Below are 26,669 nucleotides of genomic sequence, written 5' to 3'. Positions count from 1 at the left end.
GGGTTCAGCGTGTCCGGAACCGGCCCCCGGACGGACCACGCGCTAGGCTCGCCAGATGGATGAATTGCTCCCAGCGCCCGTTGCCAGGTTCGCCCGAAAGACGGTGGCTCGCTCAGTGCTGGCTTTTGCGGCACTGCAAGGCGCGGTGATCGGGGGGCTCGTCGTTCTGGACATAGTCAAGAAACGGGGTCGAAGCAAGCGCACGGGATTCCCGCACCCCGGCACTTTCGACCGGGCCATAGCTGACACACGCGTCACGACGTACACCTATGGAGCCGACCTCTACCGGGACATGCTCCAGGCGATCAGCGACGCGAAGACGCACATATTCATTGAGACGTTCATCTGGAAGAACGACCACACAGGCCGGCAGTTCAGGAACGCGCTCAACGCAGCGGCGGAGCGGGGCGTCGGCGTCTTTGTTATTTACGATCAGTTCGCCAACCTGGTCGTGCCACCCTCGTTCTTCAGGTTCCACCCGGCCATCGAAGTGTACTGCTTCCCCGTGGTCCGTCCCTCGATGCTCGTCAACACCGTGCGCAGCACCGGGCTGGACCACCGCAAGCTCCTGATCGTCGATGACCAGGTCGGCTTCGTAGGCGGCTACAACATCGGTTCCCTGTATGCCACCGAATGGAGAGACACGCATCTGCGGCTCGTCGGCCCGTCCGTGTGGGATCTCCGCCAGGCCTTCGTGAACCTCTGGAACGGCAATGCCAAGGGACGCCGTCCCGAAATCCCGCACACAACGCCGGAGGTCTGGGAGCCGCGGATCCGCGCCGTCAGCAACGTTCCGGCGAACCTTGTCTTCCCCATCCGCGGGGTCTACCTGGAGGCTATCAGCCGGGCCCAGGCCCACATCTTCGTCACCACGGCTTACTTCATCCCGGACCAGCAAATCCTCAAGGCACTGCTCGCTGCCAGCAGGCGCGGTGTAGATGTCCGGCTGATCCTCCCCGAGGACTCAAACCACATCCTCTCGGACTGGCTCTCCCGCGGCTTCTACCAATCGTTGCTCAGGGACGGCGTGACCATCCTGCTCTACCGCAACGCCATGATCCACGCCAAGACGGCAACCATCGACGGGACCTGGTCAACCGTAGGCAGCGCCAACATCGACAGGCTGAGCCTGACGGGCAACTACGAGATAAACCTCGAAATCCATGACGAAGCATTTGCCTCAGACATGCAGGAAATCTTCGACGTCGACAGCCGGAACTGCAGGGTGCTGACGTTGGAGGAATGGCAGCACCGCTCCCCGCTTGCCCGGTTCAGCGAAGCGGTCCTGGTACCGCTCCGGTCAGTCCTCTGACGCGACGCTAGGCCGCCCAGGTCACGGGCAGTTCCTTGAGGCCGTAAATTATGGAGCTTTCCATGCGCTCCAGCCGCGCACCAGGGTCCAGCGCCAACCCGGGCAGGCGCGACAGCACAGCCTGCAACGCAATGCCGGCCTCCAGCCGTGCCAGCGGTGCGCCGAGGCAGAAGTGGATGCCCTGCCCGAAGGCGAGGTGGCGGTTAGGGGACCGTGCGACGTCGAACGCCTCCGCGTTCGGGAATTGCAGCGGGTCGCGGTTCGCCGATCCGATCCAGGCGACGAGCGGCGACCCTGCGGGGATCCGGCGTTCGCCCAACGTCGCCTCGGTGGCCGTGATGCGGTACATGGACTGGACCGGGGACCGGAACCGGAGCACTTCTTCAAGCGCATGCGGGAGTAGGCCCGGCTCGGCGCTGAGCTGCTCGGTCGTGCCCTGACTCTCCGTGAAACACAGCACCGCATTGCCGATCAGGTTCGTGGTCGTTTCGTTGCCGGCGACGAGCAGCAGGGCGCAGAACCCGAGCAGTTCGACGACGCTCAGCTGCTCCCCGTCGATCTGTGCCGCCAGCAGCTTGCTGATCAGGTCGTTGCCCGGATGCCGTCGGCGCTCCTCGATCATGCCCATGAAATACTCAGCCATTTCCGCGCCGGCAGTGCTGTGCTCCTGCGGTGCAACCTGGCCGGGCACGTCCGGCGTCGGCCGGGCCTGGCTGACAATGACGTCGGACCATTGCTTGAAGCGGTCCCGGTCCGCCGCCGGGATTCCCATCAGTTCAGCGATGACTATCACCGGCAGGGGATACGCCAGTTCTCCAATCAGATCCAAGGACCCGGCAGCGAGGACCGGAGCCAACAAGTCATCGGTGATTTCCGAGATGCGCGGGGCGAGGGCTTCCACCGCCCGCGGCGTAAATGCCTGCGTGACGAGGGAACGGAGCTGGCGGTGACGCGGCGGATCGGTGTTGATCAAGCTGGCAGCGAAGAGTTGGCCAGTCCCGGCCGGATCGCCGCCTGACATCCGGGAAGAAAAAGTGGCGTGCTCGGAAAGGACCCGCTGCACGTCGTCATAGCGGAAAACATGCCACAGCCCGGTTTCCTGGTCCTGGAAAACAGGTTCGCTGTTCCGCATCATTTCGTAGTGCGGGAACGGATTCAGCGGCTTCTCAATTACCGGCAGGCGCAACATGGGCGCCCCTTCCTGGTTTGCCCGCCCGCACGGACGGGCGGCTTTATTCCATCGTTAGGCCCCACCCTAATACCGGCGGAGGTGCATCTGAAGAGCCGCAGGGCCGCGGACCCTGACTGGCGGCGTCGGGTTCGCTGCCGGGTTCCGGGAGCAGTCTGTCCGGCTGGTCTGGTTGGGACATCTGATCATTGCTAGCGTGACGGCATGAACCCGTCGAAGACTCCCCCGGAGATCCTCACCGTTGCAGGTCACGAGGTTCGCATTTCGAGCCCGGACAAAGTGGTGTTCCCCGAATCGGGGCTGACGAAACTCGATCTGGTCCGCTACTACCTCTCCGTCGCGGAAGGTGCGCTGCGGGGTGCCGGCGGACGACCCATGGTGCTCAAACGCTTCCCGAAGGGGATCGGCGCTGAACCGTTCTTCCAGAAGCGCGTGCCGGAAAACCACCCCTTCTTCATCGACACGGTGACGTTGCACTACGCGTCGGGGACATCGGCCGAAGAAGCTGTCATCCGGGATGCCGCTGGATTGGCGTGGGTCATGAATCTTGGATGCCTGGACCTCAATCCGCACCCCGTACGGGCGGAGGACCTCGAGCACCCCGACGAACTGCGGGTGGACCTCGACCCGATGCCGGGAGTCGACTGGGCGCAGATCGTCGACGTCGCCTATGTCGCGCGGGAGGTGCTCGACGACGTCGGACTGGTGGGGTGGCCGAAGACAAGCGGTTCGAGGGGACTCCACATCCTGGTGCGCCTTGCACCGCAGTGGTCCTTCCGAGACGTGCGGCTCGCCGCTGAGACCCTGGCCCGCGAGGTCGAGAGGCGCGCCCCCGGCCTCGCCAGCGCGCGGTGGTGGAAAGAGGAACGCGGCGAGAGTGTGTTCGTGGACTTCAACCAGAACGCCAAGGACCGCACGGTGGCATCGGCTTACTCAATCCGGCCCCTGCCCGACGCCCGGGTCTCGACGCCGCTCAGCTGGGACGAGGTCCGCTCCACCCGCCCGGAACAGTTCACCGTGCCCACGGTGCCTGAGCGCTTCGCGGCGCTGGGCGACCCCCACGCCGGCATCGACACCGCGGCCGGTTCACTCGACTCACTCATCGCCCTGGCCGCCGAGCTCGGCCCGGCCGAAAAGCCGCCCCGCGGCGGCGACGGCTCCGGCCGCCGGCAGTCGGTGATGCCCCTTATTGAGGTGGCACGCGCCAAGACCACGCCAGAGGCGCTCGCAGCGCTCGACGAATGGAAAACCCGGCACGCGGATCTCGTCCCGCTCCTGCATCCTGCGGACATACTCCTCGACGGGATGCGCGGATCGAGTTCGCTCTGGTACCGGGTGCGTGTCAACCTGCAGCACGTCCCCGAAGATGAGCGTCCGCCGCAGGAGGAGCTCATCGCTGACTACGATCCGTGGGCTGGTAGAGGGTAGCCAAGGGGGCATTTGGGGCCGAGCCTTCTGGCGGCCTGGAAGGAGATCGGACAGCGGCTCAACGAATTCCCCGCCGGGCAGGGCCTGGGTCATTTGCTATTGGTAGGGCGGCCCCCGACGTCGTTAAACAGGTGACCCGCGGGCACGTCTGCAAGGCGATCGGAGAACGCGTGGATGCCTCCGGGCAGGGGGAGATTCCAATGGACGTTGCGGGGCGACCCTCCCATTCCGCAGCGACAGGTCCTGCGTCACGCCGACGCGTTTCTTTCCCACACCGGGATGAATTCGACCGTGCGGGCGCTGTAGTTCGCGGTGCCGTTGGTGGTCTTCCCGTTGCGGCCCGAACAGGAAGCCACTGCACACCGGGTCCAGGATCTCGCACTCGAGCGGCGGTCTACCCCCACCGCAGTTCTCGGGTGTGCGCGGCGACTACTGGTTTTCGCGTATATCGGGACGTATCGTTAACTATCGTTCGCCCACTCAAGGAGAGCAGCATGCGTAATTCATATCCCGCGGGCGGATTTGGCGGCCCCAATATCGACGGTATGTGGCAGGCGTTTGAAGACCTGCGTTCAAGGTTTGAAAAGCGCGCGGGCACCCGCGCCGGGCGAGGCGAGGTGCGCTCGGCTGTGCTGGCCCTGCTCGCCGAGCGGCCGATGCACGGCTACCAGATCATCCGCGAAATCGAACAGCGCAGCAGCGGCAGCTGGAAGCCGAGTGCCGGCTCCGTCTACCCCACGTTGCAACTGCTGGCCGATGAGGGGTTTATCCTTGCCGAGGAGTCCAACGGCCGCAAAATCTACTCGCTGACCGAAGCGGGCCGGGAGGAAGCGGCCCGCGCCGATCCGTTAACGCCCTGGGAGTCAACCGGCCAGGCATCCGGCACCGGATTCGCGGCACTGCCCAAGGCCGGCGTCGAGCTCGCGCAGGCCGCGTCCCAGGTGGGCCGCACGGGCTCGCCGGAGCAGGTGCAGCAGGCCGTGGCAGTGCTCGACGAGGCACGCCGCCGGCTGTATTCGATCCTCGCCCAGGACTGACGGGGGTGGCGTCGGTTCGCCGGGACCGAGCAGATCCGGCACCCGGCGCCGGGAATACCCGGGCCCGTTACCGTCGAATTTTGCGCTTCGCCGCCTGGCATCTCGCGGTGACCTGGTGGTTTGAGCTGTTCCTCCCCCGCGTCGGACTAGGCAGCATTGCCGAGCGCACCCGGGCGAGGAGGATGCGGCGCTTCGCGCAGCGCTTCCACGTGCTCGCGGTGGAGCTGGGCGGATTGATGATCAAGGTTGGTCAGTTCCTGTCGTCCAGGCTCGATGTGCTCCCGCCCGAGATCACCAGGGAGCTTGAGGGGCTGCAGGACGAGGTGCCCCCCGTCCCGTTCCCTGCAATCCGCGCCCTTGCCGAGGCGGAGCTGGGTGCGCCGCTGGACCGGGTGTTTGCCTCGGTCGAGGAGACACCGATCGCCGCCGCCTCCCTCGGACAGGCGCACCGGGCACGGCTTCTTCACACTGATGCCGCCGACACCGGGCTGGATTATGTGGTCGTGAAGGTGCAGCGACCGGGCATAGACGCGATCGTCGATGTCGATCTGGCTGCGCTACGCAAAGTGGGCGGCTGGCTCAGCCGCGTGCGCCTCGTGTCCGATCGTGCTGACATGCCAGCACTGGTGGAGGAGTTTGCGCAGACCAGTCTCGAGGAGATCGACTACCTGCATGAGGCGGTGAACGCGGAGCGCTTTGCCGCTGACTTCGCCGACGACGGCACGGTGGCTGTGCCCGATGTCGTATGGGAACGGAGCAGCCGCCGCGTGCTTACCCTCGAAGATGTCACCGCGATCAAGATCACGGACGCCGAGGCGCTTGTTGCGGCGGGCATCGATCCGGCACACGTTGCCCCGGCTTTCGCATCTGTCATGTTCGACCAGCTGTTCACGAACGGCTTTTTCCATGCCGATCCGCACCCAGGCAATATTTTTGTCACTCCGGTTACGGATTCGTCCGCGGGGCGCCCATGGAAGCTGACGTTCATCGACTTCGGCATGATGGGCGAGGTTCCACCAACTACCCGCAGCGGCCTGCGGAAACTACTGATCGCGGCCGCCTCACGTGACGGGAAGGGCTTGGTCAGCGCGATCAGCGATGTAGGTGTGCTGGTACCGTCGGCCGACACGGCCGAGCTTGAACGGGCGATGACGCATCTCTTCGCCCGGTTTGGCGGGATGGGCTTCGCCGAGCTTCGGGAGGTGGATCCGCGAGAATTCCTTGGTTTTGCGACGGAGTTCGGCGACCTGGTCCGTTCGTTGCCGTTCCAGTTGCCGGAGAACTTCCTGCTCATCATTCGGGCGATGTCGCTGACCTCGGGTGTGTGCAGCTCGCTGGATGCCCGGTTCAATCTGTGGGACTCGGTCGAGCCGTATGCAGCGCAGCTGCTGCGCGAGGAGCGCGGCAACATCGTCCAGGATGTGGCTCAGCGGGTGCTCGACGCCGCCGGAGTCGCCGTGCGCCTCCCGAAACGCCTGGACGGGCTCGTCACCCGGCTCGAGGACGGTTCCCTGGCGGTTACCAACCCGCGCCTCGAACGGCAGATGGCACGTCTTAACAGCACGGCAAAACGATCGGCATCGGCACTGATATTCGGTGCCCTGCTGATCGCAGGGTCCGTCGTCCGGGCGGACGACACGATCTTCGGCAGCGTGCTCATGATCGCCTCGGTCCTTCCGCTGGTGCACGCGCTTGGGGTGGGGCGCCGCGGCCTCTGAGTTCTCCTCCAGCCATCTCCGGACGCCCACACGCTCAGACGCCCAGCTTGCGTGCCAGCTGGGCAGTGATCGTCACCAGAGCTGCGCCGAGTGTTGCAACGTCGAATGATTAAGCACCACCGGAGTGGCTGATGCCGCCGACTGCCCGTCCGTCGCTCCGGGTCATGGAGGATGGGCTGAAAGGCGGCCCCGCCCACCAGTGGGGCATATCGCGGGTTGGGTCTCAGCCGGTATTTTCGTTTCGTCCCCGGCCGTCGGTGAAGGGACCGAGGAATTGGGCATGAATCGGCTGCGCCCCGGCGGCGCTTCTGGTCTGCAGATTCACTTGCCTGGGTTCGGAGCTGTGAGATGCTCACCCTGGGTTTCAACCGCTCAGGTCTGCGGCACGGTGTAGGTGTTCAGCGGCCGGCCCGTGCCGCCGTAGGTGAGGTCCAGGATGAGAAGGCCCTTGCGTTCGAGTGCGCTGAGATAGCGTTGGGCGGTCGGGCGGCTGATCCCGAGCCGTTCAGAGATCTCCGCGGCGCTGACGGGACCGCCGGCGGCACGGACGGCGTCGAGCGCTTTTTGCATAGTGGGCTGCAAGCGCGGGGCCGGGGCCGCGGGTCTGATTCCGGCGGAGCGGGCGTTGTAAAGGCTGTCGACGGTTGCCTGGTTGGCGGTTGATGCGGACGCCAACTCTTGCCGCCATCTCTGGTACGCCTCCAGCTGTGAGCGGAGCCGGTCAGAGCTGAAGGGCTTGACGAGGTAATAGACTGCGCCGCTGCTCATGGCTGACTTGACGGTGGGAAGGTCCTGGGCGGCAGTGATGATGATGGAATCAACCTGGGTTCCTGCCGCCTGGAGGGACCGCAGCAGGGAGAGCCCGTCCTCGTCGGGAAGGTGCACGTCCAGCAGGAGCAGGTCCGGGTGTAGACGTGCGATTGCTTCGCGCGCGGCTGCGGCGCTATACACGTGGCCCACGCATTCGAAGCCCTCAACCTTGGCCACGCGGGCCGCGTGGATTCCGGCGACTCTGAAATCATCGTCAACTACCAATGTTTTGATCAATGCCCGCCCCTCCTGTCATGGTCCGGTGGTGCGGGTTTACCGGCAGCCACACCTCAAAATTACCGCCGGGCCCCGGGAACACGTCCAAGTTTCCCCCGGCCCGGTGCACGATCCTGGCCACCAGGGCCAGCCCGATTCCACGCCGCATGCCCGGGCGCGGGTCCTTGGTGGAGTAGCCGTCCACCACCACCTGGTCGATCTTCTCTGCCGGGACGCCGGGGCCGTTGTCGCGCACGGCGACGAAAACGCCATCGGCGTCGTCAAACTCTACCGTGACCGTGCGCGGCCGGGGCGTGTTGGCCAGCGCGTCCACTGCATTGTCCAGGAGGTTGCCCACGATGGTCAGCAGTTCCGTCTGGTCAACCTGCGGGTGGTCCAGCCGGGACTCAGGGCTCACCTCGATGTGTACGTCCTGTTCGGCGGCAACGGTGATCTTGGCCAGCAGCAGGGCTGCCAGCTCCGGCGGCGCTATCCTTGCGCGCAGCCCTTCGCCGAGCGACGTGGACATGGCGGATACCTGCGAGACGTAGCTTTTGGCCTGCTCCACGTCCCCCATCTCCAGCAGCCCGTCGACGATGTGCAGCCGGTTGGCGTATTCGTGCTCCAGGGCGCGCATTGCCTCCATCAGGCCCTGGACGGAGTGAAGGTCCCGGACCAGGCTCTCGATCTCTGTGCGGTCCCGCAGGGTGACGACGGAACCGATGCTCCGACCGGCGCTGGCTACGGGCATGCGGTTGACCACCAGCAGGGCGTCCTCGGTCAGCGCCACCTGGTCCGCGCCGGGGATCTTGCCGGTGAGCAGGTCCCGAAGCCGGCCGTCCGGAATGAGCTCGGCAACCGGTTTTCCCAGTGCTGCCCCCTCGATCTGGAGCAGCCGCCGGGCCTCGCCGTTGATCACAGTGACCCTTCCGTCGTCGTCAAGGCCGACGACGGCCTCCCGGATCCCGTGCAGCAGCGCCTCACGCTCTTGCAGCAGGGAGGCGATCTCGGCCGGCTCCAGGTTAAAGGTGACACGCTTGATCCGGCGGGAGAGCAACAGCGAAACGCCGACGCCCAGGGCAAGGACCAGCGCAGAGAACCCGGTTATCAGCCAGATGTTCTGGACCTCGTTCTCGAACACCTGGGTCTCCTCGATGCCCACCGACACCTGGCCTGTCACCGAGCCGTCCGCCCCGAAGATCGGGGCCTTGGCGTTGGCAGACCTCCCCAGGCTGCCCTGGTTGAAGCCCACCTGGGTTTGGCCGTCCAGTACTGCGACGGGTTCCTCCAGTTTGTGCCCGACCAGTGCCGGGTCCGGGTGGGAGAACCGGATGCCGTCGCGGTTGGTAACCACGACGTAGGCGGACTGCGCGGCGCCCGTGATGTCCCGGGCGAGCCCGTCGATGATGTGCTTGGGATCCCCTGCCGCCAGGGCGGAGCGGATTTCCGGCATCTGCGCGGTGGTTGTTGCGATGCCCAGGGCCCGCAACTGGTACTGCCGCTCCAGGGTCTGGTTGCTGATCAGCGTGAACAGAAACCCGCCCAGGACGACAGTGAGCAGCAGCAGCGAGAGCGAGCCAAGGAGGATCTGCGAGGTCAGGGTCAAGGAAAGACCGCCGGTCCCCGGGCGCGGTGCGGCTGACGCGCGGCTCACCGGAACCGCACGCCTGCACGGGATTTGCCGGTGTGCAGAAAAAGCACAAAACGTGCACTTTTGCTGTTAAGGCGCAACAACTTACTGAAGACTTCTGGCACGGACAATCACTTTCTAAGCTTCACATAGTTTCCGTGATCCGCATCACGCAAGGAAGCGACTCCTTGGAGTGACGACGATATCCCAGAACGGCAAGAAGCAGCCCGAATGGCCGGGGTTCCGGCCCGACGGGCTTCTGAAGGCCAGCCAAAACCGTAGCTCCGCGATGCCGCTGAACCGGGAGAAACACCGGACCGTCTCGATTCCCTGAGACACCTCAGCGGCGCGTCTCATAGCGAGTGCTCACATGAACCCAAAGACAGAGAGGTCTTAGCACATGGATGCTAACCATCACCACCGGCCGCCCGCGGCCGCCGGAAGAGCGGAGGAAGCGGCAGGTATCGACATCGTCGGGCTGACCAAGCGTTACCTCACGCCCAAGGGCGAGATATTCACTGCCATCACTGATGTGAACCTCAGGGTCGAACCGGGCCAGTTCTGCGCGATCGTCGGACCGACAGGCTGCGGGAAGTCCACGACCCTGGCGCAAGTCTCCGGCCTGGAGCAGCCAAGCGCGGGCTCGGTGAGCGTCCGCGATCAGATCGTGGACGGCGTCACGAAGGGCGTCAGCTACATGTTCCAGGCGGACGCGCTCTTCCCTTGGAAGACCGTCCTTGGCAACGTGCTGATCGGCCCGGTCCTGCTCGGCACGCCCAAGCGCGAAGCCACCGTGCTGGCCATGGACTGGCTGCGCCGCGTTGGCCTGGCCGGCTTCGAGGACCGCTATCCGCACCAGTTGTCCGGCGGCATGCGCAAGCGCGTCGCCATGGCCGCGGCGCTGATCAACAACCCGCGGATCCTGTTGATGGATGAGCCCTTCGGCGCCCTTGACGTGCAGACCAAGGCGATCATGCAGAACGAACTGCTGCAGCTCTGGGAAGAACTGCGCCCCTCGGTCCTGTTCATTACCCACGACCTCGACGAGGCGGTGGCCCTCGCCGACAAGGTGGTCATCATGACCAGCAGCCCCGGCACGATCAAGGACGTCTTTGACATCGATCTTCCCAGACCGCGCGGTGATGTCCAGCAGATCCGCCACGAGGGGCGCTTCCTGGAACTGCAGGGCCGGATCTGGGAATCCCTGAAAGATGAGGTCACCCGGGCCTACAAGCAAACGGCAGGTGCACCAGCATGACAACGACAACCCACCGCGGCGCGCGCACACACGAGCAGCCGACAGAGCAACAGGATTCCGCCAGGCGCGCCATGAAACGGCGCACGATGTGGATCTGGATCGGGCGGATCGTCGTGGCGGTGATCGTGATCGGGGGATGGCAGTGGTTCACGGCCGTCGGCTGGGTCGATAAGTTCTTCTTCGGCCAGCCGTCCGGAATCTGGACCAGCCTGGTCCAACTCTTCACTGAGGGCACGGCATTTGGCACCATCTGGGAGAACCTCTGGATTACGGTGCAGGAGGCCTTCATGGGCTTCCTGCTCGGCACATTCGTCGGGGTCGTGCTCGGAATCCTCCTGGGCTCGAACAAGTACCTCTCAGCCGTCGTCGGCCCTTACATCCGGATCGTGAATTCAATCCCCAGGATCGTGCTCGGATCGATCTTCATCGTGGCGTTCGGGCTCGGAACCTTCCCGAAGGTGCTCCTCGCGGCGGTGCTGGTCTTCTTCGTCGTCTTCTTCAACGCCTTCCAGGGCGTCCGTGAGGTGGACCAGAACCTGGTCGGGAACGTGCGCGTGCTGGGTGCATCGCCGCTTCAGGTCGCGGTCCACGTGACCATCCCGTCGGCGATGACGTGGATCATCGCGAGCTTGCATAGCGCGTTCGGCTTCGCGATCATCGGCGCGCTCGTCGCCGAAGTGCTCGGCGCCCAGCACGGAATCGGGCTGATCATCAGTCAGGCACAGGGGACCTTCAATCCCGACACTGTCTTCGCCTGCATGGTGATCATCGCCGGGGTCACCCTCGGCGCGGAATACCTTATCTCCCTGCTGGAGAACTCGCTGCTCAAATGGCGGCCGCCGAGCCGATCTGAAGCACAGGCGATCTGACGTTCGCCGCCATCCCTTCCACTTACCCAACGCCAAATCCTCAACATAAACAAAGGAAACGTACATCCATGATGACGAACAAGATCTACGCCGTCGGCGCTGCCGGAGTGATCGCACTCAGCCTCGCGGCCTGTGGAACCAGCTCCGGAAGCGGCGGCGGCCCCGCAAGCGGCAGCACTGCCGCCGACACCGGCTCGATGCCCACCGTGAAGCTCATGGTTGGCGGCATCGACAAGCAGATCTACCTGCCCTACCAGCTCGCTGAACAGCTGGGCTACTACAAGAAATACGGAGTCAACGTCGAGCTTTCGACCGAGCAGCACGGCGGCGTCGGAGCCGAGGACGCGATGGCCTCGGGTCAGGTCGATATGACGGGTGCCTGGTACATCCACACGATCGATTTTCAGGCCAAGGGCAAAAACGTAATCAACCTCGTTCAGCTCTCAGGGGCCCCAGGGGAACGGGTGATGTGCAGCCCCAATGCCAACGTCAAATCCGCAGCCGACTTCAAAGGCAAGACCATCGGGGTCACCGACCTCGGGTCCGGAACCGATGAGCTGACCCAGTTCCTCGCCTCGAAGGCGGGTCTCTCGACGAAGGACTACCACACGCTCGCCGTCGGCTCCGGAGCAACCGCGATCGCGGCCATCCAGCGCGGCACCGCCGACTGCGTCATGACCACACAGCCGACCGTGGGTGCCCTCGAAACCAAGAACCTCGCCGTTTCGACGATCGACCTCGCCACCGCTGAGGGAGCCAAGGCCGCCCTCGGCGGTGAGGCGCCGGCCGCCGGCCTCTTGGCGCAATCCGACTGGGTCAAGACCCACGAGGACGCGGCGCAGAAAGTCGTCAACGCACTGGTGGAGACCATGCATTGGATAAGTAGCCACTCGGCAGCAGACATCGCCGACAAGCTGCCCACCTCTTACGTCCAGAACAGCACCATCAGCAAGGACCAGTATGTGTCCGCGCTGGATAAGGACAAGGGTCAGTTCCTGCCCGACGGGATCATGCCCGCCGGCGGCCCCAAGACGATCTTCGACATGGAGAAGACCATCGGCGTCGACACTTCCAAGGTCAACATCTCGGACACGTTCACCAACAAGTACGCAGACGTTGCCAACAAACTCTTGGGCATCACCACCACCACCACCCCTGCCGGTGCCGACGGGTGAACTCATCTAATCCTAGATAAAAGTATGGGCCTCCCAACGCCCAACCAGTGACACTCCCGATCGGCCTGCGTGGGGCACCACGCAGGCCGATCGAACCTCTCTCCGGCACCGTTAGACGAACTGCGGAGACGTACATCGCCCACCCCCGTCGGAGATTCGAAAGCAAATGGCCAAGGCATTCACGCCCCCTCAACGCCGATAGCAGAAGGACACCACCGGCTCCCCTGCGGTACGATCCACGAAAAAGCCGCTCCGAACCGCTCAGCCGCCCATTGGCCCCCGGGCTGGTTGCACCCGTGCGGGAACGACGTTTTCGGGTTTAGAAACCGGTCCCCGAGCAGACCACCAACACTGCCTGGCGGCCATTTGCCGGCGCGTGCGGGCGCCTGTCCCGCATTCCACTGCAACAGGCAGCCCAAAAAGCCCGGTGCGCGAACAGCGCCCACGCGAGAGGGAGCAGGGTGACGGTCAATCCGACGCGCACATGAATTCCTCTCTGCAGCCGTCGATCCCGCCATAATTGAGGACAACCCATGACAGGTCGCTTTGGATGCGTCGATTAGACGGGCAAAGTCTGCATGGCGTCCGATAACGATCGTTCGCAAAACACGCCTCGGTATGTCTGAAAATGACAGATGCTTTGCGGAAGGGGCGATCCGTACACGTTGACAGCGCGTGTGACTCGTGCCATATTTTAAGCGTGAACCTGTCAGACAGCAGGACAGCAGGACAGCCTGCAGAGTCCGCCGCCCACTCAGCCGCAGTCTCCTCGGGCCGGGGACTGGCCCGTCCCTTGGCCCGGCTCAGCGCTGCAGAAGCCGTGTTTAACGCGATCCGCACCGACATTGAGTCCGGCCAGGTTGCCGTGGACGGCAAGCTCAGCTCCGAGGCCACGCTCGCCCAGCAGTTCGGCGTCAGTCGCTCGGTCATCAGGGAAGCGCTCCGCTCCTGCACCGCCCTGGGCCTCACCGTCACCAAGACCGGAAAGGGGACCTTCGTAGTCGCCAACAAGGTGGCCAACGACCTCACGCTGGGGCAGTATTCGGCGCGGGACCTCACCGAAGCGCGCCCGCATATAGAGGTGCCGGCGGCCGGCCTAGCCGCCCTGCGCCGCAGCGACGAAGAACTGGAAACACTCCGGCACGTCGTGGAAGCCATGACCACGGAAACAGACCCCGAGTCCTGGGTGGCCTTGGACTCCAGTTTCCACGCCACCATCGCCAGCGCCAGCGGCAACAAGGTGTTCGCCAGCATTGTGGCGGATATTCGGGGCGCGCTGGCCTTCCAGTCCGAGACCCTGAACATGGTGGCGGACCGGCAGCAGGCCTCTGACGTGGAACACCAGCACATCCTCGCCGCCATCGAGGCTGGCTCCGCCGAAGATGCCGGGGCGGCCATGGCCGAACACCTGCGCGCCGTGGGCGCCGCGCTCGATTCCATCCTCAATAAGTAACTGCACCCAAGGACGCTATGCCGACCCCTGCCTTTCCCGCTGCCCGGACCGCTGCCCTCGGCACCCCACCGTTTATGGCTGAACGACTTCCGCAACACGCCGCCCTGGTCGTGGCGAGCCGCGACGGACTGGCGGAAAGCGTCCATTACGGATCGGTCATCGCCACAGCACCGGACGGATCCACCCTGGCATCAGCCGGCAATCCCTTGGCCCCCTTCTACCCGCGGTCCACACTCAAGCCGCTGCAGGCCGTGGCCCTGGTCCGAGCCGGGCTGCGGCTGCCGGCAGACCTCCTGGCGCTGACCGCTGCCAGCCACTCCGGCGCAGCAAAGCACCGCGACGGCGCCCTGCAGATCCTCGAGCTGCACGGCCTCACCCCCGGCGACCTCCAGAACAGCACGGACCTCCCCTATGGCGTCACCGAGCGCGAGGAATGGCTCCGGGCCGGCGGCCATGCCACACAGCTGGCCCAGAACTGCTCCGGCAAGCACGCCTCCATGGCCGCCACGTGCATCATCAACGGCTGGCCGGTCGAGGGCTACCTGGATCCGACCCACCCGCTGCAGCAGCTCGTGGCCCGCACGGTCACCGAACTCACAGGCGAGGAGCCGCTGGGCCTAAGCACGGACGGCTGCGGCACCCCGCTCTTCGCGCTGACCCTCCGCGGTATGGCCCGCGCGTTCGGGCGCATCGCCGCAGCCAGCAGCGCTGCACACGGCGCCGGTGCCAGCAGAACTCCCGACATCGGCGGGACCGCCCCGCTGTGTGCCGAGGCCGCCGTCGGACTGGCCATGCAGCAGCACCCTGACATGGTCGCCGGCGAACGCCGGGACGTCACCGAACTGATGCGCCTGCTCCCCGGCGCGGTGGCGAAGGACGGCTTTGAGGGCATCCAGCTGGTGGGCCTGCCGGACGGCGGCGCCGTAGCAGTCAAGATTTCCGACGGCGGCGACCGCGCCCGGATGCCCGCCACCGTGAGACTGCTCGAGGCGCTCGGCATGGACACGGGGCCGCTGTCCGGCATCGGCACCGCGCCCGTCCTGGGCGGCGGGCGTCAGGTTGGCCTGTTGCAGGCTACAGATTTTCTGTCCAAACCCGTCAACGAAGCCCCGTGAGGACCCCTATGACCACGACCGACACGACCACCATAGGGGCTGCCGAGTCTTTGGCCGCCACCCGTTCCGAACACGACCTCCTCGGTGACCGGGACGTCCCGGCCGGAGCGTACTGGGGCGTCCACACCCTGCGCGCGGTGGAGAACTTCCCTATCACCGGCCAGCCCCTTGCCTCGAACATGCACCTGGTGCGTGGACTGGCCGCCGTGAAACAAGCAGCAGCGCGCACCAACCACGAGCTCGGACTCCTCGGCGCCGATCGCGCCACCGCCATCGAACGGGCCTGCCAGGATGTCATGGACGGGAAGCTCACCAGTCAGTTCGTCGTCGACGTAATCCAGGGCGGCGCCGGGACGTCCTCGAACATGAACGCCAACGAGGTCATCGCCAACCGCGCCCTGGAAATCCTGGGCCACCCCAAGGGGGACTACGCGCGCCTGCACCCAAACGACCACGTGAACCTCAGCCAGTCCACCAACGACGTCTACCCCACGGCCGTGAAGCTGGGCACTATCTTCGCCGTCCGGGAACTGCTCGCGGCCCTGGCTGAACTTGAGGACGCGTTCGCGGCCAAAGCGCTCGAATTCCGCGCCGTGGTCAAAATGGGCCGGACCCAACTCCAGGACGCCGTCCCCATGACCCTCGGCCAGGAATTCGGCAGCTACGCCGTGACCATCGGCGAAGACCGCCTCCGGCTGGCCGAAGCGGACCTCCTGATCCACGAAATCAACCTCGGCGCCACCGCGATCGGCACCGGCCTGAACGCCCCCGCCGGCTACGCCGAAGCGGCCTGCCGGCACCTGGCCGAGATCACCGGCCTGCCCCTGGTTACCGCCGTGGACCTGATCGAAGCCACCCAGGACGTGGGCGCCTTCGTGCACCTCTCCGGCGTCCTCAAACGCGTCGCCGTGAAGCTCTCCAAGATCTGCAACGACCTCCGGCTGCTCTCTTCCGGCCCGCGTGCCGGCTTCGGCGAAATCAACCTCCCCGCCGTCCAGTCCGGTTCCTCCATCATGCCCGGAAAGATCAACCCGGTCATCCCCGAAGTGGTCAGCCAGGTCGCCTACGAGGTCATCGGCAACGACGTCACCATCACCATGGCCGCCGAGGCCGGGCAGCTCCAGCTCAACGCCTTCGAACCGATCATCGTCCACAGCCTCCACAAGAGCATCTCCCACCTGGAAGCCGCCTGCCGCACCCTCACGACCCGCTGCGTCCGGGGCATCACCGCCAACACCGAACACCTCCGGCTCACGGTGGAGCAGTCAATCGGCCTGGTCACCGCCCTGAACCCCCACCTCGGCTACGCCACCGCCACTGCCATCGCCCAGGAAGCCCTCGCCACCGGCAAGGGTGTCGCCGAACTGGTCCTGGAACATGGCCTGCTCACGGCCGAACGGCTGCAGGAACTCCTCAGCCCCGAAAGACTCGCCAACCTCAGCAAGTAGACGCCAACAACCACCGAAGCACCTCCGGCTCCTCCTCAACAGGAAACCAAAGGACTCCCATGACACAGCCACAGCAGGACACTGCCCAAAAGCAGGCCATCTCCGACCACACCATTCCAGCGCACGCGCACGCCTCCGAAGCCACCCTGCACCGGGAGGACGAGGGCTACAACAAGGGGCTCAAACCCCGCCAGGTCCAGATGATCGCGATCGGCGGCGCGATCGGCACCGGCCTGTTCATGGGCGCCGGCGGCCGGCTCGCTACGGCGGGCCCAGCCCTGATCATCAGCTACGCGGTGTGCGGCTTCTTCGCGTTCATGATCCTCCGCGCCCTCGGCGAACTGGTCATGCACCGCCCGTCCTCAGGCTCCTTCGTCTCCTACGCCCGGGAGTTCTTTGGCGAGAAGGCCGCCTTCGTCACCGGCTGGCTCTACTGGCTGAACTGGGCCATGACGGCGATCGTGGACATCACCGCCGTCGCACTTTACATGAACTTCTTCAAGAAATACTGGGCCCCCATTGCCGATGTTCCGCAGTGGACGTGGGCGCTGGCGGCGCTCATCCTGGTGCTCGGCCTAAACCTGATCTCCGTCAAGGTGTTCGGCGAACTTGAGTTCTGGTTCGCGCTGATCAAAGTCGTGGCCCTGCTGACCTTCCTCGTCGTCGGCGTCTACTTCGTCATCTTCGGCACTCCGGTGGCCGGCCAGCAAGTCGGATTCACACTCATCGCTGACAACGGCGGCTTCTTCCCCAACGGCCTGCTGCCCGCCATTGTGGTGATGCAGGGTGTTGTATTCGCCTACGCCTCGATCGAGCTGATCGGTACGGCGGCCGGCGAAACGGAAAATCCCGAGAAGATCATGCCCAAGGCCATCAACACGGTCATCGTCCGTATCGCGGTCTTCTACGTGGGTTCCCTGATCCTGCTCTCGCTGCTGCTCCCGTACACCTCATACAAGGCCGGCGAAAGCCCGTTCGTCACGTTCTTCGGTTCCATCGGGGTTGAGGGTGTGGATGCCATCATGAACCTGGTGGTCCTCACCGCCGCCCTTTCCTCCCTGAACGCCGGACTGTACTCCACCGGCCGCATCATGCGTTCCATGGCCGTCACCGGGTCGGCCCCGAAGTTCGCCGGCCGGATGAACAAGGCCGGCGTCCCCTACGGCGGCATCGCGCTGACTGCTGCAGTGGCCTGCCTGGGTGTGGTGCTGAACGCTGTGGTTCCTGCCGAGGCGTTCGAGATCGTCCTGAACATTGCTTCGGTGGGCATTATCAGCTCGTGGGGCATGATCGTCCTGTGCCAGATGCAACTGGTCAAGCTCTCCGAACGCGGCGAACTGCGGCGCCCGGCCTTCCGGATGCCCGGCTCCCCGGTTACGGGTTGGGTCACGCTCGCGTTCCTGGCCGCGGTGCTGGTGCTGATGGCCTTCGATTCCCCCGTGGGTACGTGGACCATCGCGTCACTGGTGGTGGTGATTCCCGCTCTGATGCTGGGCTGGCGCCTCTGCCGCGACCGGATTCTGGAGCTCGCCGCGGTGCGTGAGGGTTTCACCGGCCCGTACCCGCTGGTCGCCCACCGCCCGGCTCCCGGTGCCGGCAAGGACGGCAAATAGATCCCCCCTGCCTCACCCCTTGAAGTAGCGTCCGACGGCGGCACCCGGGTTCGGTTCGTACGGAACCCTGATGACGCCGTCGTGGTTTAAGCCCGTCTGCTGCCTGCAGCTCAATTCCCCGCGACGCGATCACCAGTCGCGTCCACCACATTCCACACCTTTTTGTCATTCGTGGGCACCTGGATTGCCTCGCCTTTGCGGCCTGCCTATGAGATCGCTCAGCAACTCCCCCACTCCACGTTCAACATCGTCGAGGCCGACGCGCACTGCGCCGGTGATAACCCTTGAGCGGCTTGTCTCTATCCTGGACAGGTTTAGCGCATAGAACTGATCCCGTGTCCGGTGAGGGACCCGTCGCCGGACACCGCTCTGTCGGTTGAACGGTCGGTACGGTCGCCTCGCGGCGGTGCCGGTGCGAAGCAAGGCCTCGCGCTCGTCATCGACGGCGGCGGCCCGTCCCCATGGTGACGCTCGATCCCCAACGCTGCCTAGGGTCATCACCGACGCGCGATACCACTGAGACCGCACGCTCGAAGTAAACCCGTGCTTCGAGCCTGTCGTAAGCGAAGACCGCTCTCGCAACGCGAACGAGGACATCGAAGTCTCAGAGGCCCGCTCCACCGACAGATGACTAACCGGAACAACGCCACGCACGGCGTCATGCCGGCGCTCCCCCGAATTCGTGACGCACCAGACGCTACTCTTTCGACCCACCCGATCAGGTCATGTTGCCCAGCCCCCGAAGACCACGGAGTAGTAACAACGAACCGAACCGTCTACCAGCTGAGAAAAAGAAGCAAGCCGGCTACAGCAACGGCCATCAACAAAAAATCCCTAAGTGAACAACTTGTGCACACTCAGAGGCCCGCAAGCCCCTGCACAGCGAAAACACGTGCCCGAAGTGGGACTCGAACCGGACGTCCGCCCCCGCAAATACTGGGAACTCCACCAAAAACATCCCGAATCCGGCCCAGTCCGGCGCCCAGAGTGTGTACATTATGCACACCCTCATTTGTGCCCATTCCGGCGCCCCCAACCAGTCCGCTTAAACGGCCGTCCGGGCACGGCGGTTGTGTCCTGCCCGCCGGGTTCACTCCGACATGGAGAATGGGCCTCCGGAACCGGCCCGGCCTCGGACAAACCTCGCACTACGGGGCGGCCCTTATGCTGGGAATCCGTGAACGTCATGACGGCGGGTTCCTCCTTTCAAAACGTTTCATGCAGGAACGAATAGCAACCTGCATGACCAACCGACAGCCCGGCACGCCCTCGACAAGGTGAGCACCGCCAACTGCGCAGCGGACCCGACCGCAGCGTTCGACTTTTCCCTGCCCAGGAGGTGCTCAACTGGCTGAGCGGCAGGCGGGCTAGCAACTGATATTGGAACTTCGGTCGCGGGTCAGATTGAGCTCTAAGCCCCCCGTTACATTTATTGAGTCCCCGAAGGCCGGGGACTCGGTCTCTGGACCCGGTATGACTTTGCATAGGGACACCCCCCGGCGACGGGCGCCAGGAAATACGGCGTGCAACCCCAGCCTGGCACAAGGGCACGCCCTGCCCGACGTGCGGTCGGGGCATGCCCCAACCGCACGGTCGAAACGCTCCCCACGCTTTATGACGCACTCCTAAGTCGCGGACATGAAGTCCCTTGGGACCTTTCTTCGCCAGGCGTGCCAGCAGTTCCGAACCAAGTTGGGCGCTGCGCTGGCGCAAGCCGCCATCTAGTAGGCATTTGAGGCGGGCCGTTCGGGCCGCGTCGTAGCCCGCCGTCTTCTTTATATAGTGACGTACCCTGGTCCTGGGCGCACAGCGCGTGGTCGGTCTGGTCCACCACCACCAATGGCACACGACCCGCTTTGGGAAGCGGGAACTACTGGATCCGACGCGGAGCGGGTACAGGACGTCCTCCATGCGGGGCTACTAAGAAGGTAAGGGGTTCTGGCTGTGCCGGTTCTTCCGGTTTTGCTGCGTCGGCCATGGGCTGGTCGATGCGTGCCGAGTCCGGGTGGGCGGCTTTGAGCGCGTCGGCGTGCTTGAAAGGTTCCGCCAGTGCTTTATCTGCCACTTCGACGCGGGACCCGGTACGGTTCACACCGCCATCGAGCGGGTGGTTAGGCTGGGTGGATGGCGACAGTTATTCTCGTGCGGCACGGCCGCACCACAGCCAATGCCACTGGACTGCTGGCCGGTCGGGCCGTCGGCGTCAGCCTGGACCAGATCGGGCGCGACCAGGCGGCTCTGACCGGAGACCGGCTCGCGGCCGTGCCCGTCGTCGGGGTGGTGTCGAGCCCTCTTGAGCGTTGTCAGCAGACCGCCCAGCTCATCCTCGATCGCCAGTCTGGCGCGCCGTACGCGCCGGTCGATCTTGATCTCACCGAGTGCGATTACGGCCGGTGGCAGGGCCGCACGCTCAGTGATCTCGCGACCGAGGATTTGTGGCCGGTTGTGCAGTCGCAACCGTCCGCCGTCGTCTTCCCCGGCGGTGAATCCATGGCCGGGATGCAGGCTCGGTCGGTGGCAGCGATTCGACGCCACGATGCAGCCTTCGAAGCCGAGTACGGGCCAGGGGCCGTGTGGGTGGCGGTTAGTCACGGCGACATCATCAAGTCAATCCTCGCCGACGCGCTCGGCATGCACCTTGACCTGTTCCAGCGTATTAGCGTCGGCCCTGCCTCCGTATCGATCGTGCGCTACGGCGCTAGTCGGCCGAGTGTCTACGCGACCAACACGGACGCCGGTGATCTGTCGTGGCTGTCGAACGGCATCCTCTCCGGTGATGCGCCGGTGGGCGGCGGTGCAGGGCAAAAGGCGCCATGAACCACATGTGCCTAAAATACTGACATGCCTACACGTGTTCATGAGTTCGCCTGGCCCGATCGGGTCGTCGTTGGCACCATCGGCCTTCCGGGGGCGCGCACGTTCTACCTGCAGGTACGCGCAGGGACGCAGATCGTGAGTATTGCCCTGGAGAAGCAGCAGTCGGCTCTGCTCGCGGAGAAGATCGACGAAATTCTCGACCAGCTCATCTCCGTCGAGGGCAACCGCTTCAGCGTTCCCACGAGTACTCCCATTGAACTTGTCGACAATGACCAGCTCGAGACCGTTCAGGAGCAGTTTCGCACCGGCGCCTTGAGCTTAGGTTGGGACCCAACCACGGCCCAGGTCGTAATAGAGGCCTACCCCATCACCGATGTCGATGCTGATGATAACGACGAATCGCTTGATGAGGACGGCGCTAACGAGACCGAAATGCTGCTGGTGCGAATGCCGGTCGGCACCGCCCGTGCATTCGCCAAGCGCACCCGTGAGATCGTGGGCGCCGGGCGTCCGATGTGCCCGCTCTGCGGTTACCCCATGGACGCCGACGGGCACATCTGCACCCTTCCCGAGGTCTGATGCCAACGCCGGACCTAGTGACCGCCGAGCTGACGCTCACCGGCCGCATCACGACGGCTTCAAACGCCACATTCCTGGGCAGCATCGGCGACGTGGTGGTCGTCTATAAGCCGATAGCAGGCGAAAGTCCGCTGTGGGATTTTCCCGACGGCACCCTGGCTCACCGGGAGGTGGCCGCCTACCTGGTCTCGCAGGTCTTCGGCTGGGACGTCGTGCCGCACACCTGGCTGCGCGACGGTCCGATGGGCGAAGGAATGGTGCAGCTCTGGCAGGAGCAAGACCCCGCCCAAAGCGCCGTGAACCTGGTCGCGACGGACCACGTGCCGGAGACAGGCTGGAAACACGTTCTCGAGGGACGAGATGAGAACGGACGGATGGTCGCCCTCGTTCACGAAGACTCGCCAGCGCTTAGACACATGGCGGTGTTCGACATGGTCGTCAACAACGCCGACCGCAAAGGCGACCACATTCTTGCCATGCCGGACGGACACCGGCACGGCGTGGACCATGGGCTCACCTTTCACCGTGACCACAAGCTGCGCACGGTGCTGTGGGGATGGCTGGGAGACGCACTTACCACCGAGGAACGCGACGGCATCGATCGTGTCAGCGAAGGGTTGCACGGTGAGCTGGGCCGAAACCTGGCGGACTTGCTCAGCGCCGAAGAAATCGCATCGCTCGCCGCGCGCTGCGCCCGGTTGCGCTTGGCAGGGAGGTTTCCGGCTCCGAGCGGTGAGATGTCGGCGGTGCCCTGGCCGCTGTTCTAAGGGAATTACGGCCGAGGCAAGAACTTGTTCAAGTACCGCTCCCCATGCCCTACAGAACTCATTCGGCAGGCAAAGACGCTGGACCTCACCCGCACCGAAAATCAAAGAGATCCCGGATCGGGAGGGGCCCGGCGCGGGCCCCTGCCCCAGAGTCACCGAACTGCCGGCCGCACTTATCGAAACCATCGACCGCTCGCCGCACGACCTCGCACGACTCCGCCAGACCGGCACCTGGTCCGGGGCGAATCGTCCGGTGAAGCGGGAGAAGGTCAGGCGGAACCCAACACCGGTCACCTCGATCAACTCGGCAAGGAACCTGATTCTGGACCGGTTGCATCCGGCCCTCGAAACGTGGGCCAACCTGCACTCAAATCCATGGACAGGCGCCCATCGCGGCGTCGTTGTTCACGGAAACGGCCGGAGGACCGACGCGCACCCTTCGCCCTCCCGCACATTACCGTCCCCAGGGGGAAGGTGCGGGCTGGGTCCAGATTCATGGGAAGGACGGCAGGACGGGCCTCGGCCCGCGACAGCGGCTACGTTCCCGCATCCCTGCGCGATTTGGTGCCTGCGAGCAACAGATGCGCGAGCACGGGTTCGCTGCGATGCGAACCCCGCAGCGAGCCTAGGCAGCGGCCACAAACTATGCATTCCTGGCAGTCCGAATCCGGGTAGGCCCGTCTCCTTGACGCAGGGCCCGCCCTAGTTCATGCAGCGCCGCACGTTTGTCCTCTGGAAGGTCCAGCATGGTTCCAAGAGCACTTTTGATGTCTTCCACGGTGGCAGTATTCGGTGCGAGGGCTGCACCGAAGCCGGTGGATTCAAGGGCCGCGGCGCCGGCGAACTGGTCCGTGGAGAAAGGCAAAACCACCAACGGCACGCCGAACGTCATGGACTCAGTGACGCTGTTGTTGCCCCCGTGGGTTACGCCGGCGGCGGCAGATTCCAGTAAAGTCACCTGCGGCAGGAATTCACCCACTAGCCAATGCTCCGGCATTTCACCGAGCGTCGTGAAATCCGCTGAACCGTAGGCCACGGCAGCTCGGATCCCGGATTCCCGCAGTGCGGTGACGACCTTGGTGAGGACGTCGGAGCGCACCGAAAGAAAGCTGCCAAAGCTCACATAGACAAAAGGCTCATTGGTGGAGGCAATCCACTGTTCGACGTGCGGGACGGTGGGCTCGGCACGCACGGAGGAGCCCAGGAATATGTGTTGCGACAGGAGCTCCATCCGTTGCGTTGGCACCAACTCTGCAGGATAGTTAAAAACGAGCAGGTCCCCATGCTCGGCGAAGGCGTCGGGTGAGGGCGGTAGCGTGGGAGCCAGCTGGGCCAACGCCAGGTTCCACTCAGCGGTAAACGATTCACTGACCTGCACACATAAGTTCTTCAGCTCTTCCAGTTCGGTCTCACCCGGAGAGAACGAAGCCGGCCACGCCGGAGGATACCCGTAGACCTCCGCTGCCAAGGGCAATGGCAATGCCGTGGGATGGCCCAGGACGACGTCGATGTGATGGTGCCCTGCAGCAACCATGGCCAGACGCGCGCTGAAGGCCAAATGATCGACAATGATTGTCTGAGGTTCAATATCCTCGATGATCGACTGCACTGCCCTGGCCGTCTTGACAGGCTCCCACATCAGATCGTTCATGCGGGCTTCCGCCTGGAAGGAAAGAGTCCCAATCATGCCGTTGCGCGTGGCCGAGAAAAAACCGCGTAGTGCATCATCCTCACCTTCAGGCTGTTCTTCGGCGCGGATCACCCCAGGGTTTGAGCCACGGCTAAGTTGCAGGAAGGCATGTTCAAACCCAAAGGATTCCACGATGGATGCCGTGGCGGGTCCGGTCGCGACCACAACCCGCTCGCCAGCGGCCAACCAACTGGTTCCCAAGGCAGCCAGAGGATAGAGGTGTGAGGCGTAGTCGGGGCTGATGATCAAAAGTGTCATGGGTTGGCTATCAATTCTCGTCGCAGTTCAACATCGTTGTGGTGCACGTCGGAATACACCCGGGTCAGCGTGTGGGCCATCGCTTCGATCGTGAAACGATCTTGGACAACACTGCGCGCGTAGACAGCCCGGGCATCTGTGACTTCATTGGCTGCGCACGCCAGTGCAACACTGATGGCTTCACTGAGTAACGCGGTGTCCCAGGTTGTTGTGAGAAATCCGGTTAGCCCCTGTTCCACATACGTCGCTGGACCACCGGCATCCGGCCCAACCACCAGCAAACCTGAGGCCATGGCCTCCAACAGCGCTATGCCAAATTCTTCCTTGAGGCTCCCGCAGACGTACACACCATTCGGAGCCGCGAAGCCAGGCATCCCAGTGCGGGTTGCGGCGACCCATCGGGCCACGGTGTCGTTCGGGCGGTGACCGGCAATCAACAAACCCTCCAGGCGTTGTTCCTCTGGACTGACTGTTCCGTTGATCAGCTGAAGCTGTTCGCGTTCGTCCGCTGACGGGTTTTGGAGATTTCCACCAATGATCAAAAGGTTGGTCCGGTGACGCAGATCAGAGCCTGCCCACGCTTTAACAATGGTGGACATCCCCTTGACCCGGTGCAACCTGCCAACACTGGTCAGCAAGGGCAGCCCGCGGCGTTCGGCTGGGAGATCGTTGAGGAGTTCTCGAAGTTCCAGCAACGCCGGACTCGCTGGTTGCCCGGAAACCAAGGACTCGGCTTCAAGAACCGCCCGGTCAACCACTCCCAGATCGATGCCTTCGGGGACAATGGTGTGCCGCTGGGGTTCCTTGCCAATATCAATTCCTATCAGCTCGATGATGTCGTGCCGAAGATTTGGTCGGGGGAAAAACACGGTATGGGCTGAATTGGCGGCGAGTCGTTGAACGAGTCGGGCACGAAACCAAAAATGTTCAATTTCGTCGGTAGTCCCGAAGTTCTCCCGGTTGAGGGTTCCTGCATGATCCATGGAGTTGATGACTGAGTGCGGATCCGGTGCCACCGTGAAGACCACCGGGATATCGAGGGTCCGGGCGACGTCGAAGGCAGCCAGGCTGCCGATATCCGCCATCCGAAGGTGAATCACGTCAACACGTCCGGCGGCCCGGAGTATGCGGCTGATGCCACGACGGGCAGCGACCAAAAACGGCCACGCATTCGCTGATTGTTTGGGGTCCTGCAGCAACGGGATACGGCCGTAGAGGTGACCGTGCTCGGTGTTCCCCAGTGCTGTCATACTCTGTGATGCCGCTTCCGTGTCACCCATTGAAAGGGTGAGTACACGTTCAACCTGCAGGCAATGGCCCTCGCTCCCACTGAAGTCATCCGGATGGCGCTGCTGGCCTGCCACGAGGGCGTCCCCCAGACGCACCAACAAAGTGGCGATTCCGCCGTTGTCTCCACTGCCGGAATGGCTTAGGTGCGCGTCGATGTCGGCGTGCAGAAAAAGCTGGGCGACCGTCAGGTTTGACCCTTGTTGCGGAATGGCCTCTCCTATATCTGGACCTTCAAGGACATCGAGGTCCAGTAAGGAGAGCTTGGCTACCTCGGCGAGATGACCTCCGCTCTCCACCAAAATGCTCAGCAGATCGACTATTTTTGGCTGGCCCTTTCGTTGTCCCAGGGCCGCGACGGCGGCAACGCGGACGGGCACATCCTCGCTACTGTCACCTGCCAGCCGCAGCAACAACGTCGTGGCGATGGAGTGTTGCACCAAGCCAAGTGTCTCCACCAACCGATAGCGGCTCTCTACTTCCGTGACCCCAAGGAGCGCGCTTTCCAGGGAGACGGAGACGATTTCTGGCGCGGAAAAACCCCACGCTTCAAGGGTTCGCTGGGACAACATCCCCGCAAATCCGCCCGAAGCGACGAGCCCAACAAGCCGTCCCATGGATTCTGGGCGAGGAAGGCGGGACCTGTGTGCCCACGCCGCGTGCTCGCGAATAAAACCATGTTCGCTGGAGAGGAGTTCGGAAAGGACAATGTCGGCCTCCTCGTCAACCATTTGCGCCAGCGCATGAGTTGCTGCAATCGCGACAATCTGGTCCTTCGAACTGATGGCGCTGCGGAGTATGCGGATGTTTCGCACACCGCCGTTTTGGCTCGCTTGGACGGCCAGATCATCGGCCAGTCGTAGGGCATCAACGAGACGAGCAGCGTCTTTCAATGCGTCAAGACAGTTTTGAACCCTCACGCGTGTACCTCTTCAGGGATAAGCTCTCGCCAGCTCTGCATGTGAACTACACCCCTGATCCTAATCACCGACAGGTCAAA

Annotated in this window: 19 protein-coding genes; 14 read left to right on the top strand and 5 right to left on the bottom strand. The window is 64.1% G+C overall.

Annotation, left to right across the window (positions count from 1 at the left end; translation table 11 throughout):
* Window positions 1–55 precede the first annotated feature (55 nt).
* Window positions 56–1,312, top strand: coding sequence for a phospholipase D-like domain-containing protein (locus ABIB14_RS15320; RefSeq protein ID WP_354236776.1), 1,257 nt, complete (start codon window positions 56–58; stop codon window positions 1,310–1,312).
* A 7-nt stretch (window positions 1,313–1,319) separates the two neighbouring features.
* Here ABIB14_RS15320 and ABIB14_RS15315 read toward each other — a convergent pair whose 3' ends face one another.
* Window positions 1,320–2,501 carry a cytochrome P450 gene (locus ABIB14_RS15315; protein ID WP_354236775.1) on the bottom strand — a complete coding sequence of 394 codons (1,182 nt, stop codon included), beginning with the start codon at window positions 2,499–2,501 and terminating at the stop codon, window positions 1,320–1,322.
* Between the two features lie 204 nt (window positions 2,502–2,705).
* On the opposite strand from ABIB14_RS15315, the gene ligD reads away from it, so the two are divergent.
* From ligD to ABIB14_RS15300, 3 genes are all read left to right on the top strand, one after another.
* Window positions 2,706–3,929 carry a non-homologous end-joining DNA ligase gene (gene ligD / locus ABIB14_RS15310; protein ID WP_354236774.1) on the top strand — a complete coding sequence of 408 codons (1,224 nt, stop codon included), beginning with the start codon at window positions 2,706–2,708 and terminating at the stop codon, window positions 3,927–3,929.
* Between the two features lie 494 nt (window positions 3,930–4,423).
* Window positions 4,424–4,966, top strand: coding sequence for a PadR family transcriptional regulator (locus tag ABIB14_RS15305; protein ID WP_354236773.1), 543 nt, complete (start codon window positions 4,424–4,426; stop codon window positions 4,964–4,966).
* A 5-nt stretch (window positions 4,967–4,971) separates the two neighbouring features.
* The gene (locus ABIB14_RS15300) at window positions 4,972–6,684 is read left to right on the top strand and encodes an ABC1 kinase family protein (RefSeq protein WP_354236772.1); all 1,713 of its coding nucleotides are present in this window, start codon (window positions 4,972–4,974) and stop codon (window positions 6,682–6,684) included.
* Window positions 6,685–7,056: 372 nt separating this feature from the next.
* On the opposite strand, the gene ABIB14_RS15295 is transcribed toward ABIB14_RS15300, so the two are convergent.
* A complete protein-coding gene (locus ABIB14_RS15295) occupies window positions 7,057–7,731 on the bottom strand; it encodes a response regulator (RefSeq protein WP_354236771.1) in 675 nt (224 codons plus the stop codon).
* Entirely contained in the window at window positions 7,709–9,364 is a 1,656-nt protein-coding gene (locus ABIB14_RS15290) for an ATP-binding protein (protein ID WP_354236770.1), read from the bottom strand. Before ABIB14_RS15290 ends, ABIB14_RS15295 begins: the two co-directional genes overlap by 23 nt.
* A 376-nt stretch (window positions 9,365–9,740) precedes the next feature.
* Here ABIB14_RS15290 and ABIB14_RS15285 point away from each other — a divergent pair, with 376 nt between their 5' ends.
* From ABIB14_RS15285 to ABIB14_RS15240, 10 genes are all read left to right on the top strand, one after another.
* Window positions 9,741–10,598: an ABC transporter ATP-binding protein gene (locus ABIB14_RS15285; RefSeq protein ID WP_354236769.1), complete on the top strand. Its 858-nt coding sequence runs from the start codon at window positions 9,741–9,743 to the stop codon at window positions 10,596–10,598.
* Window positions 10,595–11,467, top strand: a complete 873-nt coding sequence (locus tag ABIB14_RS15280; RefSeq protein ID WP_354236768.1) for an ABC transporter permease — start codon at window positions 10,595–10,597, stop codon at window positions 11,465–11,467. The genes ABIB14_RS15285 and ABIB14_RS15280 overlap by 4 nt, the downstream gene beginning before the upstream one ends.
* Window positions 11,468–11,535: 68 nt before the next feature.
* Complete coding sequence (locus ABIB14_RS15275; protein ID WP_354236767.1) at window positions 11,536–12,642, top strand: ABC transporter substrate-binding protein; 1,107 nt, start codon at window positions 11,536–11,538, stop codon at window positions 12,640–12,642.
* A 700-nt stretch (window positions 12,643–13,342) separates the two neighbouring features.
* Complete coding sequence (locus ABIB14_RS15270) at window positions 13,343–14,095, top strand: FadR/GntR family transcriptional regulator (protein ID WP_502909682.1); 753 nt, start codon at window positions 13,343–13,345, stop codon at window positions 14,093–14,095.
* A gap of 17 nt (window positions 14,096–14,112) precedes the next feature.
* Complete coding sequence (locus ABIB14_RS15265) at window positions 14,113–15,210, top strand: asparaginase (protein WP_354236766.1); 1,098 nt, start codon at window positions 14,113–14,115, stop codon at window positions 15,208–15,210.
* A gap of 8 nt (window positions 15,211–15,218) precedes the next feature.
* Window positions 15,219–16,658: an aspartate ammonia-lyase gene (locus ABIB14_RS15260; protein WP_354236765.1), complete on the top strand. Its 1,440-nt coding sequence runs from the start codon at window positions 15,219–15,221 to the stop codon at window positions 16,656–16,658.
* A gap of 59 nt (window positions 16,659–16,717) precedes the next feature.
* Window positions 16,718–18,271, top strand: a complete 1,554-nt coding sequence (locus ABIB14_RS15255) for an amino acid permease (protein ID WP_354236764.1) — start codon at window positions 16,718–16,720, stop codon at window positions 18,269–18,271.
* 2,124 nt (window positions 18,272–20,395) lie between these two features.
* A complete protein-coding gene (locus ABIB14_RS15250) occupies window positions 20,396–21,088 on the top strand; it encodes an MSMEG_4193 family putative phosphomutase (RefSeq protein WP_354236763.1) in 693 nt (230 codons plus the stop codon).
* A gap of 24 nt (window positions 21,089–21,112) precedes the next feature.
* Window positions 21,113–21,667: a DUF3090 domain-containing protein gene (locus ABIB14_RS15245; RefSeq protein WP_354236762.1), complete on the top strand. Its 555-nt coding sequence runs from the start codon at window positions 21,113–21,115 to the stop codon at window positions 21,665–21,667.
* Window positions 21,667–22,434, top strand: a complete 768-nt coding sequence (locus ABIB14_RS15240; RefSeq protein WP_354236761.1) for an SCO1664 family protein — start codon at window positions 21,667–21,669, stop codon at window positions 22,432–22,434. Before ABIB14_RS15245 ends, ABIB14_RS15240 begins: the two co-directional genes overlap by 1 nt.
* A gap of 643 nt (window positions 22,435–23,077) precedes the next feature.
* Here ABIB14_RS15240 and ABIB14_RS15235 read toward each other — a convergent pair.
* Together ABIB14_RS15235 and ABIB14_RS15230 are read right to left on the bottom strand one after the other, a co-directional pair.
* Window positions 23,078–24,382 carry a glycosyltransferase gene (locus tag ABIB14_RS15235; RefSeq protein WP_354236760.1) on the bottom strand — a complete coding sequence of 435 codons (1,305 nt, stop codon included), beginning with the start codon at window positions 24,380–24,382 and terminating at the stop codon, window positions 23,078–23,080.
* Window positions 24,379–26,589: a glycosyltransferase gene (locus tag ABIB14_RS15230; RefSeq protein ID WP_354236759.1), complete on the bottom strand. Its 2,211-nt coding sequence runs from the start codon at window positions 26,587–26,589 to the stop codon at window positions 24,379–24,381. The genes ABIB14_RS15235 and ABIB14_RS15230 overlap by 4 nt, the downstream gene beginning before the upstream one ends.
* Window positions 26,590–26,669: the final 80 nt, after the last annotated feature.

It is taken from the genome of Arthrobacter sp. UYEF3 (assembly GCF_040546245.1).
Classification (GTDB): domain Bacteria; phylum Actinomycetota; class Actinomycetes; order Actinomycetales; family Micrococcaceae; genus Arthrobacter.
The sequence above is the reverse complement of the archived record's forward strand: the minus strand, read 5'-3'. Positions and strand labels throughout refer to the sequence as shown.